Below are 14,108 nucleotides of genomic sequence, written 5' to 3' on the forward strand. Positions count from 1 at the left end.
CCCAGCTGAATCGTGACCGTCAGGGTTCGCACTCTATCGGTGCGGCCTTCAAGGCGGCTTGACCGTCCGCAAAGTCCAGGCATTTTCTTTCCACCAGGACCAGCGACTGCTCGATGTCGGCGACGCGCCTGATCGGCAGGTCGCCCCCGCTGCGCCATCTGCGGACCGCATCGGCTTTTTGCGCTCCGGTCACCAGGATCAGCATCGCGCGGCAACTCTGCAATGCCTTGACGCCGAGCGTCACGCGCTCGGGCGGCGGCTTTGGAGAATTCTTCACCGCAAACACGGATTTTTCGGGCCAGTCGTGCCCGGGAAACAGGCTCGCCGTATGGCCGTCTTCGCCCATCCCGAGCAGTACCAGATCGAACGGTCTGGCAGAGCGAATACGTTCGCGGTACTTCGTTGCCGCCGTCTTCGCCCCGAGTTCGGTTGGGATCGGGTAGTGTTTTCCGACCCGATCCGCCAGGCCGGTCGCGATCACCATCTGGCTGTTGCGCTCCGGATCGTCCGCAGGCAGGCAGCGTTCGTCCCCATAATACAGGGACCAGCGCTTCCAGTTCTGATCACTTGACGCGAGGCGGCGATAGGTCGCCATCGGCGTCGCGCCGCCGGCCAGGACGAGTCGGAAACGTCCACGTTCGGCGATGGCATCGCGTGCGGCGATACCGATAAGTCGGCATGCGGCGTCTGCCACAGCGGCCGCATCGGCCTCAATCTGCCAATCTGCGGTCATGCCGCTTCCTTGTCTGACGGTCGTTCATCGTGCATGGCTGCGCTGCGGTGTGCACCCCTTCGGTCCGGATGGCGTGACGATCGGGCGGTCCGCACCGTCCGGTCGCGGCCGCGCGCGAACAGTGCAAGCAGCGCGCGCCTGCGTCAAGCGCCCGGCGAACTGCGGCGAACGCCGCGTGTGGGCCGGTCGGAGCCGCCGGTGCGGACTTCGTCCTTGGGCCGGTGGTCCCGACGCCGGCGCTGCGCGGCCTGCGCACCCCGGCCGGGTCCACTGAAGATGTCGCCAATCCGGCCTCGAAAAACCTCATGATCGGTCCGTGTTGCGCCCTACTACCCGCATCGCTGGCTCATGACCAGCGTGGTTTGCAAGTTTCGTGCGCAGTGCCCGGAACAACGCCGGAACCCGGGTTTGCACCGTCGCTGCGCGATTCGATCGTATCAGCGGTCGCCGCTGCACAACTTTCGCACATCGGGCGACGTGTTTTGGCGCATGCCAGGCCGCGATGGGTCGTGAACACCTCATTGCCGGCGAAAGCGCAGAAAATACTGGGTGCGCATGAAATCCAGGCGTTCGATCAGCGTGAACCCGGCCGCCTCGATCTCGCCGGTGATCTCGGCCTCGTCGGCGCGCACGTGGCTCAGCACCCAGGGGTGGCTGACCCCGGGGATGCGCTTGAAATCGATCACCACCAGATCGCCGCCGGGCCGCAGCGCGGCATGAATGCTGCGCAGGGTCGCTTGCGGATACTCGAAGTGGTGATAGGTATCGCTGATGAATGCCAGATCGATGCTGGCATCCGGCAGGTGAACGTCATGCTGGTCGTTCACCACGCCCATCACATTGCGCAGACCCTGGTCACGGGCGCGCTGCACGGTCGCATCGACGAAGGTCGGCGCCACGTCGACCGCGTACACCCGCCCCGCGGGATTCACCTCGCGCGCCATGAGTACGCTGAAAAACCCGGTACCGGCACCGATGTCGGCGACTGTCTGGCCGGGACGCAGGCGCAGATGGCGGATGATGTCCGCACGCCGGTCCCATACCTCGCGGCCGTCGCGCTCGAACACGCCGCGCCACCGGGTGACGTCGGGGGTGCTGTACTGTCGATTGATGCCGGGATTGACGTTCTGCTCGGCGAACAGCGGCAGTGCACCGAGCAGCAGGATCAGGCCACACAGTGCGCGCATCACCGCCAGGCCCGCTCCCGTTCCTTCAGCGCCCTTCGACATCGATCTCGCTGAAATCGTGGGCGACCGGGTGTTCGGCCGTCGTCGTCTGCGCGTCGCGCACCAGCTGCACGGTACGCAGGCCGGCGCTGCGCGCCGCATCCAGTTCAGCAACGATATCGGAGAGGAACAACAACTGTTCCGCCGGGATGCCAATCCGGGATTGGATAGCGCGGTAAGACGCGGGGTCGGTCTTGGCCCCGATCCGGGTGTCGAAATGATCGCGGAACAACCCGCTCAGATCGCCGAAATCGGTGTGTGCGAACAACAGCTTCTGCGCCTGTACCGAACCCGAGGAGTACACGAACAGTTCGAGTCCGGCGGCCCGCCAGCGACGCAGGTACTCCACCGCGTCAGGGTACATATGGCCGCGGAAATCACCATGGCGATAGCCTGCCTCCCAGATCATCCCCTGCAGCGCCTTGAGCGGTGTGATCTTGCGATCCTCGTCGATCCAGGCGAGCAGCTGATCGATGGCCCGGTCTGTTTCGAGTGGTTGGTCCGCGATGGCACTCACCTCGTCGAGCGCCTTGCGCACCGCGGCATCGTCGGCGTTGGCGTGGACGAATTCGGCCAGATGTGCCCGCGCATAGGGAAACAGCACATCCTTGACGAACGAGATCGACGAGGTGGTGCCTTCGATATCCGTCAGGATTGCGCGGATCACTGCAGGCCTTTGACGTAGCTGTCGAAATCCGGGAAACCGGCGGCGATGTCGCTACCGGTGAAATTTCCAACCCACCCGTCCGGGGTGGTGAAGAAACGGATGCACTTGAACCGGGGGTTTTCGCCCATGTCGAACCAGTGCGTGGTGTTGGCCGGCACGCTGATCAGGTCGCCTTTTTCGCACAGCACCATGTAGACCTTGTCACCGATGTGCAGATAGAACAGACCGCTGCCGTCGACGAAAAACCGCACCTCGAAGTCGTCATGGGTATGTTCGTCGCGAAACTTCTGTCGGAACTCGGCCTTCTGCGGGTGGTCGGGTTGCAGCGCCACGACGTCCACGGACTGGAATCCGTAGTGCCGATTGAGTTTGTCGACATCTGCCTGGTAGGCGTCGAGCACCGCCTGTTGGTCGGCGTCATCGGCCAGCGGTCGACCGGCCTCCCAGCGTTCGAACTGCACGCCCAGCTCGCCGAGTGCCGCAGCGATGGCGGGGTGCTCGCGGAGCGTTTCAAGGTGTTCACCGGCGGTGGTCTGGATCGTCAGTGCAGACATGTGCTTACCTCGCTGGTTGGGTTCTCATGCGCAATTCGCAGCTGAACAGGAATTCGAAGGCCTCGACGTGACGAAGGACATCTTCGGTCGACGCGCCCCAGGTGTAGAAACCGTGTCCGCGGATCAGGTAGCCCGGTGCATCGCAGCGTTCCGCCAGGCGTGCGTCGACCTGCGCCGCAAGGCGCCCGATGTCCTGATCGTTGTCGAACACCGGGATGTCGACGCTGCAGTCGTGGGTGGTGATCCCCGGAAACGCCTTGAGCAGTTCGTAGTCCTGCAACGCCAGCGTTGTCCCGGCCTGGAGTGACAGCACGGTCGCATTGACCGAGTGTGGATGCAGAATCACGCGTGCGTCGGCAAACCGGGCATACAGGTGGGTATGCAACAGCGTCTCGGCGGATGGCCTGCGACCGTCCAGCGAGTTGCCCCGTTCGTCGACGCGCATGATGTCGTCGACGCTCAGACGGCCCTTGTGGCGTCCTGACACGGTCACCGCGATGGAATCGTCGCTCAGGCGCGCCGAGAAGTTGCCACTGGTTGCCGGCACCATCCCCCGTTCATACAGAAAGTGGCCCGCATCGACCAGTTCTTGCGCGCGTTCGAGGAAATCGCTCATCCGCATGATCCAGGCCACAACAGGGGCCGAAATATACCAACAATCGGCGGCGCTGCGCAGCGCTGTCGCGCCGTCCCGGCGGTGCTCTGGATCCGTCGCGAGGGGCGGGGCGAATGTCAGCGCCCGGAGTGATGCGGCGTGGGCCTGCCGCAGTACGCGGATAACGCGATTCCCGGCAGTCCCGGCCGGTCGGTCACGCGGGGCTCTGGTACAGGCGCGGCACGCGGCGGGTCACGCCGGTAAACAGTTCGTAGGCGATGGTATCGCTGTGTCGGGCGACGGTGTTGGCCGATACCCGCGGACCCCAGAGTTCCACGCGGCTCCCCGGCCCGGCGTGCTGAACCGGCGTCAGGTCGACCGTCAGCATGTCCATGGAGACGCGCCCGATGATGCGGCTGCGCACGCCGTCGATGGCCACCGGCGTACCGTCGATCGCGTGTCGCGGATAACCGTCGCCGTAACCGATCGCCACCACGCCGACCCGCGTGGGGCGGTCGCAGGTGAAACGCCCGCCGTAGCCGATGGGTTCGCCGGTGGCCAGCGTGCGCACTGCAATCACTGCCGATTCGAGACGCATCACCGGACGCAACGGATCCGCGGTCGGCGTCTCCCTGCCCATCGGTGATGCACCGTAGAGCATGATACCCGGGCGAATCCAGTCGCCGTGGGTCGCCGGCCAGGCCAGCACGGCCGGCGAATTCGCGACGCTGATCGGGCAGTCGAGGTCGGCGGTCAACCGTTGGAACAATGCAAACTGGTCCCGTGTCCGGTCATTGTCGACCTCGTCGGCGCGCGAGAAATGGCTCATCAACACGATCTCGCCGACGTGCGCGCAGGCCTTGAGCGCGGTGAAGGCCGCGCGAAAGGCGTCCGGTTCGAACCCCAGGCGGTGCATGCCGGAATCGAGTTTCAACCAGACGCGGTAGGGCCGTGCGGGACTGGCCTCGAGCACCCATTGCAACTGCTCCGCGCAATGCACGACCTGGGTCAGATGCTCGCGCGTGACATCGATCAGCTCGTGCGGTTCGAAGATCCCTTCGAGCAATACGATGTCATCCGTGATGCCCGACTCGCGCAGTTCCATTGCCTCCTCGATACAGGCGACGCCGAATGCATCGGCCGTACCGCTCAGGGCCTTCGCAAGGACCACCGCGCCGTGTCCGTAGGCGTCGGCCTTTATCACGGCGACGGCCCGTGCGCCCCGCGTCAGGGACCTGGCGTGCCGGTAGTTTTCAACGAACGCCGGTATGTCGATGATGGCGCGGGTTGGGCGTGACATGGTCAGTGGGTGTTCGGGTGTTTGATTGGCTGCGGCCGATCGCAGCGGCCGCAGCACGGGGATTGCACCGGTTCGTGAGCTACTCTGCGGAATGCCGGGCGAGATAGTCGCGGGTCAGACTGAAGACCACTGGACTCAGCAGCAACAGGGCAATCAGGTTCGGGATCGCCATCAGCGCGTTGAGCGTATCGGCCAACAGCCACGCGAAGTCGAGTTTCACCAGCGTTCCGAGCAGCACGCCGACGATCCAGAGAATCCGAAACGGCTTGATCGCCTTGACGCCGAACAGGTATTCGGCACATTTCTCGCTGTAGAAGCTCCACCCCAGGATCGTCGTGAAGGCGAAGATCGCGAGCGCGACGGCGACGATCTCGGCACCCACGCTCGGCAATGCCGCTGCGAACGCCGCCGATGTCAGCGCGGCGCCGTTCTCGCCGCCGGTCCAGGTGCCCGAGGTGATGATCACCAGGCCGGTCATGCTGCAGATCACGATGGTGTCGATAAAGGTGCCCAGCATCGCGACCATGCCCTGTTTGACCGGGTCCTTGGTGCGCGCCGCCGCGTGTGCGATCGGTGCACTCCCGAGACCGGCCTCGTTGGAAAATACACCGCGTGCCACACCGAAGCGAATCGCCGCCCATACCGCAGCGCCGGCGAAACCACCCTCGGCGGCGATCGGCGTGAATGCATGCTGGAACACCAGGCGCAAGGCGTGCGGAATCTGCTCGGCATTGATCACCAGTACGACCAGCGCGGCGGCGATGTAGCCGATCGCCATCAGCGGCACCAGCTTGCCGGCCACTGCACCGATACGCTGGATGCCACCGAGCAGCACGGCACCGGTGAGCCCCATCAGCAGCAGGCCGGTCGCGTAGGCGGGCACCCCGAAGGTGGTCTCCAGCACCTGCGAGACCGAGTTGGACTGTACCGTGTTGCCGATGCCGAATCCCGCCAGCATGCCGAACAGCGCGAACAGGAACGCGAGCCAGGTCCATTTCCTGCCGAGACCGTTGCGGATGTAGTACATAGGACCGCCGACGTGGTTGCCCAGTTCGTCCACCTCGCGATAACGAACGGCGAGCACGGCCTCGGCGAACTTGGTGGCCATCCCGACCAGCGCGGTACACCACATCCAGAAGAGTGCCCCCGGTCCGCCGAGGAATACCGCAGTCGCCACACCGGCGATGTTGCCGGTGCCAACGGTGGCGGACAACGCGGTCATCAGTGCATTGAAGGGCGAGACCTCACCCTCCTGCGCCAGCTCCGTGGTCGTCTTGCGCCCTTCGAAAAGCAGGCGGAATCCCCGCCCAAGGTTGCGAATCGGCATCAGCTTGAGCCCGGCCTGCAGATACAGACCGACGCCCAGGATCAGGGCCAGCATCAAGGGCCCCCAGACGACGCCGTTCACGGACGATACCCACTCGTGTAAGACTTCCATTGTTTCTCCCCCCTGACTGATGGTTCTAATGCCGGCGCCGGTCCGCCGTCAGCGTTTGTTTATTTGGTATTACCGCTGCCGTCCGTGCGCTGGCGCCAGACGGCATGAATCCACCGTGTTGCGCTTACCCGCCCCCTAGGTGGTAACGGCGTGTGCCGTCTTCGCTGTCTTGGTCTGCGTTTTGATGGCCCGGTGATAGCGCTGCATCGTGAGGCCTTCGATGTCGATCTCCGGTTGGTTCCCATTGATGAGGTCGGCGAGCACGCGGCCTGAGCCGCACGACATCGTCCACCCGAGGGTACCATGACCGGTATTCAGGTACAGATTGCGGTACGGCGTGGGTCCGATGACCGGAGTGCCGTCCGGCGTCATCGGGCGCAGGCCGGTCCAGAACGCTGCTTGGTCGATGTCGCCGCCGTCCGGAAACAGGTCGCGCACGACGTGCGTCACGGTGCGTCGCCTGCGCTCTTTGAGCGCCAAGGAATAGCCGGTCAACTCGGCGGTGCCGGCGACCCGGATCCGGTCGCCCAGACGGGTCACGGCCACCTTGAATGTCTCGTCCATCACCGTCGATACCGGCGCGGCCTCCGCGGCGGTCACCGGCAGCGTCAGGGAGTAGCCCTTGACCGGATACACCGGCAGATCGATACCGACCGGGCGCAACAACAACGGCGAGTAGCTGCCCATGGCCACCACGTAGTTGTCGGCGCGCAGATCGCCGCGCTGCGTGCGTACCGCGGTGATCCGCCCGGCGTTGACCAGCAGCCGTTCGACGTCGATCCCGAACAGGAACTCGACGCCCTGTGCGCGGCTCAGTGTCGACAGTTGCTCGGTGAACCGGTAACAGTCACCGGTCTCGTCCAGGGGTAGCCGAAGGCCGCCGGCGAGCTTGTGGGCAACACGTGCGAGCGCCGGCTCGACCGTGACGCAGGCATCGACATCGAGCGACTCGTAGGGCACGCCGCAGTCCTCGAGCACGGCGATATCCTTTGCAGCGTCGCGCACCTGCTTCGCCGTGCGGAACAGCTGCAGGGTACCGCGGGCGCGCTGGTCGTACTCGATGCCGGTCTCCGACCGCAGTTCGCCGAAGGCGTGCCGGCTGAACTCGGCGAGACGCAGCATGCGGCCCTTGTTGATGGCGTAACGCTCGCTGGTGCAGTTGCGCAGCATCGCCAGGATGAAACGCAACATGGGTCCATCGATGCGGGGGTCGATCACCAGCGGCGAGTTCTTGCTCAACAACCATTTGACGGCCTTCCATGGGATTCCCGGCGCCGCCCAGGGCGCCGAGTAGCCGGGCGACACCTGGCCCGCATTGGCGAAGCTGGTCTCCAGCCCCGCACCGGCCTGGCGGTCGAGTACGGTCACCTGGTGTCCCGAGCGCGCCAGATAGTAGGCCGTGGTGACACCGATCACGCCGCTACCGATAACGATGGTGCGCATGAGTTGCTCCCAGAAAAAGGCGTTGAGTTACCCGGAGATGCTAGACCGGAAGCAGCAATAATTCTTGGTGTTTTGCGATCGAACTCGGTATATTTTTTCTAAAAATCCGAATTGGCAGAAAATATTATGGCCAGCGCCCCGGCATCCGTGCGTAAACTCGACCGTATAGACCGGCGCATCCTGCGCGCCCTGCAGGAGGACGGACGTATCTCCTATGTCGACCTGGCGGAAAAGGTCGGGCTGAGCACCTCGCCCTGCCTGGAACGGGTGAGGCGCCTGGAGCGTGACGGGGTGATCCGTGGCTACGCGGCCTTGCTGGACCCGACGCAACTCGACGCCGGCCTGCTGGTGTTTGTCGAGATCAGTCTCAGCTACACCTCGGGAACCGTGTTCGAGGATTTTCGGCGTGCCGTGGGTCGCTGGCGGGAGATTCTCGAGTGCCATCTCGTATCGGGTGATTTCGACTACCTGCTGAAGATCCGCATCGCCGATATCACCTCGTACCGGCAACTGCTCGGTGAGATCCTGCACACCCTGCCCGGGGTGCGTGATTCACGCACCCTGGTGACGATGGAGACGGTCCAGGAATCGACCCGCCTGGTGGTCAAGGACTGACCTCCGCACGCCGGGTGGGTGTCTGCCGGCATCCGTCCGTGCCCTGTCCCGCGGGCCAGGTCTGCGCCATCGATGGATGCCGAGAAAGGCGTGATGCGGATCGCGCCGGTGTCACGCGGGTTCAGTGTGGCCAGCCGAACCCTGCCATTGACCAACGGGTTGCCGCCACGTAGACCACACAGCCCAGCAGGATGCCCAAGGACACCCAATAACGCCGCCGATCCCTTCGTCCGGACGGACTTAGATGGTCTCTCTCCGGGACGCTGAAGATTGCACCGAATGTCGACTCGCGTTGCCCGGTATGGCGCTCGTGGTCGCGTCTGACGAGCAAGCGGAAAAAGATGAGTACATACACATCGATGATCACGATGGTACCCACGACGGTGTCAAGAATGTCGATCATGTCTGTCGACGGCGGCGGCGCGGGAAGCCGATCAACCGAGTGCGTCTTGCCCGATACCCGCGGCAACGGCATCCAGGGACGGGATATCGATCAGGTGCATGATCTTGCGGTTCAGTTGGATGATGCCGTCACGCTTCAGCCTGTTCAGTAGCGTCGAAACGGTCTGGCGGCTGGTGCCGATCATGTCGGCAATCTCCTGGTGGGTGAGTTCGAAATCGATCTGGCTGGCGCAACCACAGCGAATACTGCATGGAACCCCGTACTGGGCACGCAGGCGCAGCAGCAACTTCGCCAGCCTGGCCGAGACGTCGTCGGTGGCCATGTTGAGCATCCAGTCTCCGAGCATGCGCATGCGACAAGACAAGAGCTCGATGATCAGGCTGGCGACTTTGGGGTGCGATTCGAGAAATGCCAGAAAACGCTTGCGCGACACCACGAGCAACCGTACCTGTGTGCAGGCGTTGGCGGATACCGGACGTCGTCCTCCGCTGGGCAACTCCGCCAGGCCGAATATCTCACCTGGCAGGCAGAACCAGAGGATGACCTCACGGCCGAGTGGCGACATCTCGTAGATCTTGGCGCGCCCTTCGGTCAGGACGTACACGTTTTCACCGAGGGAACCGCGACTGAAGATGGTCTCGCCTTTCTGCAGGATGCGATGGCAGGACATCTCTCGAAGTCTGTCCAGCGTCGCGGGTTCGAGGCTCTGCAGGAAATTTTTCGGGGTGACCGCCCACGTTGCCGGGTTGTCTTTGCGTTCCATGTTCACTGTGGAGCACCTGACATTGTTACCGAACCTTATCCGTCGACGATTCCTGGTGTTGTGTGACGCCGTGCGCTCACCATCCGACCTTCACCCCTGGATGCTGCCGGAAAGTTACCAGAAAAATTACTGACGAATGTCGTCCAGACGACAGAACTGCTGTGGACCCGCAACCATAATCCCGACTAACCGGGCTTCGGCACCCATCGTGATGCGCGATGCATATCGGTACATAAGAAAACAGTAAATCAGGGTGTCGTCACAGCGATGACCGCCTTTGTCGGGAGGGTGTCATGACAACCGAACGGGTACCGGCTCCTTCGTCTGGCGTGTTTGGCCACATCGTCAACAACATCGAGGAAAGTGGGCGAAATCCGAAACGGGTTCTGATCGGTTTCGCCGTGGCATGGATAGCATTCTTCCTGATTCTATGGGTCCTGCCGAATCCCGACGGACTCAGCGACCACGGTATGGCGGTCCTCGCCGTGGTCGTCTGGGCCAGTATCATGTGGGTGTCGGAGGCCCTGCCGGTCGGCATAACCGGGATCTCCGTGCCGCTGCTGCTGATCCTCACTGAAGGCATCCCCTGGGTGGAAAAGAAGGGCAAGCTGACGCCGCCTCTGGAGACGGTGTTTTCGGGCTTTACCAAACACGTCGTATGGTTGTGCCTGTTCGCCTTTCTGGTCGGCGCGATCATGCAGCTGCTACATCTGGATCGGCGCATTGCGTTGGGCATCCTCGACAAGATCAAGGCCAGCAATGTCGGGCGCGTGATTTGGGGCATGTTCTTCGTGAATATCGTGCTCGCATTCCTGATTCCGGCCGCAAATGCCCGCGCGGCGACGCTGTTGCCTGTGGTCAAGGGCATCTGCAATCTGCTCGGTGATACACCCGAAGAACGTGACGCGCGCAAGGCGATCGTCATCCAGTCGCTGGTCTACGGCACGATGATCTGCGGCGTGTTCATTCTCACCGCGCACCTGCCTAACCTGATAATGATCGGCATCTTCGACCAGAACGGCTTCTCCGGTCTGGGCTATCTCGACTGGATGCTGCTGCAGTTCCCTTACCTGGGGATGTTCGTGCTGACTCAGGCATGGATCCGTTTCCACTTCAAGACCGGTGGTATCGCGATCGCCGGAGGTCACGCGAAGATTCACGCGCAGCACAAGGATCTCGGGCCGATGACTGCCAACGAGTGGACGCTGCTGACAGTGTTTGTCGGCATTGCGCTGCTTTTCATGATGGGTAAGGGCAGCCCGATCTTCGAACTGCATCGGTTCCAGCTGGGGATTATCGGCTTGGTCGGCATACTTGTGCTGTTCACACCCGGACTGTTCCCCTTCAAATGGAAGGCCGTACAGGACAAGACCATATGGGGAACCTTCCTGCTGCTTGGCGGTGCGATCACGATGACTGCGGCGATGACCAAATCCGGTCTCGCCCAGTACCTTGCTGATCTCGTTCACGGCGCAGTCGAAGGCATGACCTGGTGGGCGGCCATCCTCACGCTGATGGTCGGTACCCACATCATCCGCATCGGGATGCTGTCCAATGTCGCCGCGATCGCGATGTTGGCGCCTGTGGTGTTCGCGATGGCTGGGCCGCTCGGCTTTCACCCGGTCACGTTCACCCTGCTGGTGTGCGACACCGACACTTTCGCCTATCTGTTGCCGACACAGATCACGGCCGCCGTGATCGCCTACGGTTCAGATGAGTTCTCGACCACGGACTATTTCAAAGCCGGTTGGGTGAGTGTACTTATCGCGATCCTCTACGGACTGATAGTGATGGCACCGTGGTACGCATTCCTGGGTATACCGGTATGGGATGCCAGCGCGCCCTGGCCGTTCAGATGAGGTGTCGAGACCAAGATCGATTTCTCGAAGTGACGGACGACGCGGTTGCAGTCGCGCGCCGGCGTCTGGTGGATCAAGGTGAGGAGCACGCAGCATGAAAAAGATGACCGACCGGGAACTGAAGCAGCAACTCGGCGACTACCATGCGCCGCAGGGCTTGTACCAGATCACCAAGGACATGGCGTTTCTTGGCAAGGTACGCTGCAATGTCGAGGAGATCGTGGCCGGCTCCTGGCAGGAGATCATCATCGATTACGAGGTCGGTGCATCGGGCATGGCAGACGGCTCGTGGTTCAAGGCGACATTCCGCTTCTATTCGGATTGGGCATTGTTTCAAACGACCGATCCCGCAGGCGCAAACTATATCAGCGCCGAGTACCACGCTGCGCCTACCGTGCCCGGCCAGAGCCCGGCCACGGTGCAGAAGCTCAGTGTGCGGTTCGACCAGAAGGGGCACGAGCGGCCTTTTCAGAAGGCGGTGATCGTGGATACCTTCGACGGCTACGTCAAGGCGGGCGACCACATCGTGATTCGTCTCGGGGACCGCCGTTTCGGTGGTGCCGGTACCCGCGTGCAGACGTTCGTCGAAGAGAACTTCAAGATTCGCTGCTACGTCGACCCGCTCGGCACATCGCGCTTTTCGGCAGTCAGCCCGGATATCGTGATCCAGGTCGTGCCGGGCGCTCCGGCGCAGATACAGTGGGCGGGTCCCCGCGTGGTGCGCCGGGGGCAGCCGTTTCCGTTGCGCGTGCGGGCGGAGGACGAGTGGGGCAATACCTGCTGGAACAGGGGCGAGGCCATAGCGGTGTCCGCGTCGCTGGATGGCGAACCCTGTTTCGAACGTAAAGCGGTGCTCCCAGACGAGGGCTGGGCGGTGTTGCTGCTCGAAGACCTTCCGGTGGACCGCGTGGGCGAACTCGTCGTCACGGCTGCTTTGCCTGATCATCCCTGGGTCAAACCGGCGACCTTTTATGTAAACGTCGATGACCAGCTGGAGGTCCCGAGGGTCTTCTATACGGATCTGCATGTGCACTCGGAAGACACCATCGGTACCAATTCGACGCGCTACAACCTGACGTATGGGCGCGATGTGACGGGCCTTGATGTGCTGGCATTCGCGCACAACGACTTCAATATCACCACGGAACGCTGGCAGGCGACGGTGAAGCTGATCCGGGAGATCTGTGAAGACGGCAAGTTCATCGCCTATCCCGGTACTGAGTGGTGCGGCAGCTCTTGTGCCGGTGGTGACCACAATGTCGTGTACCTGCACGATGGCGAACCGCAGTTCCCGTACCTCAAGAATGGCGAGCACGTGCGCTCCGTCGACTGGAACGAGGACTCCAAGACCGATCAGGCCGTGCCGGGAGCCTGGCCATTGGAGGAACTATGGGTAGCCTATGCCGATGATCCCGAAGGCCACCTGCTGATTCCGCACGTGGGTGGACGACGCTGTATTCTTGACTGGCACCATCCGGGATTGGAACGCCTGATTGAGATCGGTTCGGCGTGGGGGCACTTTGGCTGGCTCTATCAGGAGGCGATGGAACGTGGTTACAAGATCGGCGCCTCCATGGCCGGTGATGAACACCGTGGCCGTTGTGGTGGCGGCGTTCCAGGTACCGCGGTGTTCGGGACCAAGGGCGGTATATCCGGATTGATCGCGCCGGAACTCACGCGCAAGGCCGTCGCGAAGGCGTTGCGCGAACGCCACACTTTCGCTTCGACCGGTGAACGTACCTTCGGCTTGGTTCATTGTGGCAAACACATCATGGGCGATGAATTCACTCACGGCGGCCCGGCGATGGTCGAATACCGCTTTCTCGGCGACGTCGGCTGGGACGAAATCATCGCCTTCGACCACGACGGCGAGTTCTGGCGCCGCAATCTGCAGGAAGAGATGGGATATTCCGAGCGCCGCATCCGTTTCCGCTGGGGTGGTGCGCGGATCAAAGACCGTTACCGCTGGGCGGCGTGGAAGGGTACGATCACCATCACCAATGCCGTGATCAACGACTTTGTAGGCAGCGGATTCGAACACATCGAGGAGACCTGCTGGCGGCACGGCCCGACGACCTTGGGCTTCAAAAGCGACACCTATGGCGACGTCGATGCGATCGAAATCGATGTGTCGCACCTGGCGACCGCGGTGATCCGCATCGAAGGCACCATCGACGGGTACGTAAAAGTCGGTGATCCGCTGAAGGGTAATCCGTTCGTGCATTGTCCGACGTTCACCTGGGAGGTCAGCGGCCAGGAACTGCTGGATGCCGCGCGGTTGAAGAAGGACCTGCCGGGAGTGGACATGTTCCTCGCGCTTGAGCGCATGAGCGATTCGGCAGCGCCGCGCGAGGTGAGGGGGTCGTTCGAAGTGGGGCCGCGCAACGGGCCGCACGGCCATCGCCCAGTTTACCTGTTGGCACGTCAGGTAGACGATGCCAAGGTATGGACGTCGGCCTTGTTCATCACATTTCAATGACCGGAGCACGCGGCCGCGATCGCTGAGGCCGTT

13 protein-coding genes are annotated in these 14,108 nt (G+C 62.8%); 3 read left to right on the plus strand and 10 right to left on the minus strand.

All coding sequences use genetic code 11. The annotated features are described in order from the left end of the window. Nucleotides 1-19 precede the first annotated feature (19 nt). From pgl to H6955_10460, 8 genes are all read right to left on the minus strand, one after another. Complete coding sequence (pgl, locus tag H6955_10425; protein ID MCP5313966.1) at nt 20-733, minus strand: 6-phosphogluconolactonase; 714 nt, start codon at nt 731-733, stop codon at nt 20-22. Between the two features lie 518 nt (nt 734-1,251). Then, the gene (locus H6955_10430; GenBank protein ID MCP5313967.1) at nt 1,252-1,920 is read right to left on the minus strand and encodes a methyltransferase domain-containing protein; all 669 of its coding nucleotides are present in this window, start codon (nt 1,918-1,920) and stop codon (nt 1,252-1,254) included. Nucleotides 1,921-1,945: 25 nt separating this feature from the next. Continuing rightward, nucleotides 1,946-2,626, minus strand: a complete 681-nt coding sequence (gene mtnC, locus H6955_10435; GenBank protein MCP5313968.1) for an acireductone synthase — start codon at nt 2,624-2,626, stop codon at nt 1,946-1,948. Then, entirely contained in the window at nt 2,623-3,180 is a 558-nt protein-coding gene (locus tag H6955_10440) for a cupin (GenBank protein MCP5313969.1), read from the minus strand. Before H6955_10440 ends, mtnC begins: the two co-directional genes overlap by 4 nt. 4 nt (nt 3,181-3,184) lie before the next feature. Next, the gene (locus H6955_10445) at nt 3,185-3,796 is read right to left on the minus strand and encodes a methylthioribulose 1-phosphate dehydratase (GenBank protein ID MCP5313970.1); all 612 of its coding nucleotides are present in this window, start codon (nt 3,794-3,796) and stop codon (nt 3,185-3,187) included. A gap of 193 nt (nt 3,797-3,989) precedes the next feature. Then, nucleotides 3,990-5,075 carry an alanine racemase gene (gene alr, locus H6955_10450; protein ID MCP5313971.1) on the minus strand — a complete coding sequence of 362 codons (1,086 nt, stop codon included), beginning with the start codon at nt 5,073-5,075 and terminating at the stop codon, nt 3,990-3,992. 79 nt (nt 5,076-5,154) lie between these two features. Beyond that, nucleotides 5,155-6,513, minus strand: coding sequence for a sodium:alanine symporter family protein (locus tag H6955_10455; protein MCP5313972.1), 1,359 nt, complete (start codon nt 6,511-6,513; stop codon nt 5,155-5,157). A gap of 135 nt (nt 6,514-6,648) precedes the next feature. Further along, nucleotides 6,649-7,956, minus strand: coding sequence for a D-amino acid dehydrogenase (locus H6955_10460; GenBank protein ID MCP5313973.1), 1,308 nt, complete (start codon nt 7,954-7,956; stop codon nt 6,649-6,651). Nucleotides 7,957-8,082: 126 nt separating this feature from the next. On the opposite strand from H6955_10460, the gene H6955_10465 reads away from it, so the two are divergent. After that, complete coding sequence (locus H6955_10465; GenBank protein MCP5313974.1) at nt 8,083-8,571, plus strand: winged helix-turn-helix transcriptional regulator; 489 nt, start codon at nt 8,083-8,085, stop codon at nt 8,569-8,571. Between the two features lie 121 nt (nt 8,572-8,692). On the opposite strand, the gene H6955_10470 is transcribed toward H6955_10465, so the two are convergent. Both H6955_10470 and H6955_10475 read right to left on the minus strand, forming a co-directional pair. After that, nucleotides 8,693-8,974 carry a hypothetical protein gene (locus H6955_10470; protein MCP5313975.1) on the minus strand — a complete coding sequence of 94 codons (282 nt, stop codon included), beginning with the start codon at nt 8,972-8,974 and terminating at the stop codon, nt 8,693-8,695. 31 nt (nt 8,975-9,005) lie between these two features. Next, the gene (locus tag H6955_10475; GenBank protein MCP5313976.1) at nt 9,006-9,737 is read right to left on the minus strand and encodes a Crp/Fnr family transcriptional regulator; all 732 of its coding nucleotides are present in this window, start codon (nt 9,735-9,737) and stop codon (nt 9,006-9,008) included. Nucleotides 9,738-10,030: 293 nt separating this feature from the next. On the opposite strand from H6955_10475, the gene H6955_10480 reads away from it, so the two are divergent. Further along, nucleotides 10,031-11,596: a DASS family sodium-coupled anion symporter gene (locus H6955_10480; GenBank protein ID MCP5313977.1), complete on the plus strand. Its 1,566-nt coding sequence runs from the start codon at nt 10,031-10,033 to the stop codon at nt 11,594-11,596. 94 nt (nt 11,597-11,690) lie between these two features. Further along, nucleotides 11,691-14,075: a hypothetical protein gene (locus H6955_10485; GenBank protein ID MCP5313978.1), complete on the plus strand. Its 2,385-nt coding sequence runs from the start codon at nt 11,691-11,693 to the stop codon at nt 14,073-14,075. The last annotated feature ends 33 nt before the right edge of the window (nt 14,076-14,108 follow it).

This window comes from Chromatiaceae bacterium, from assembly GCA_024235395.1.
Taxonomy (GTDB): domain Bacteria; phylum Pseudomonadota; class Gammaproteobacteria; order Chromatiales; family Chromatiaceae; genus Thiosocius.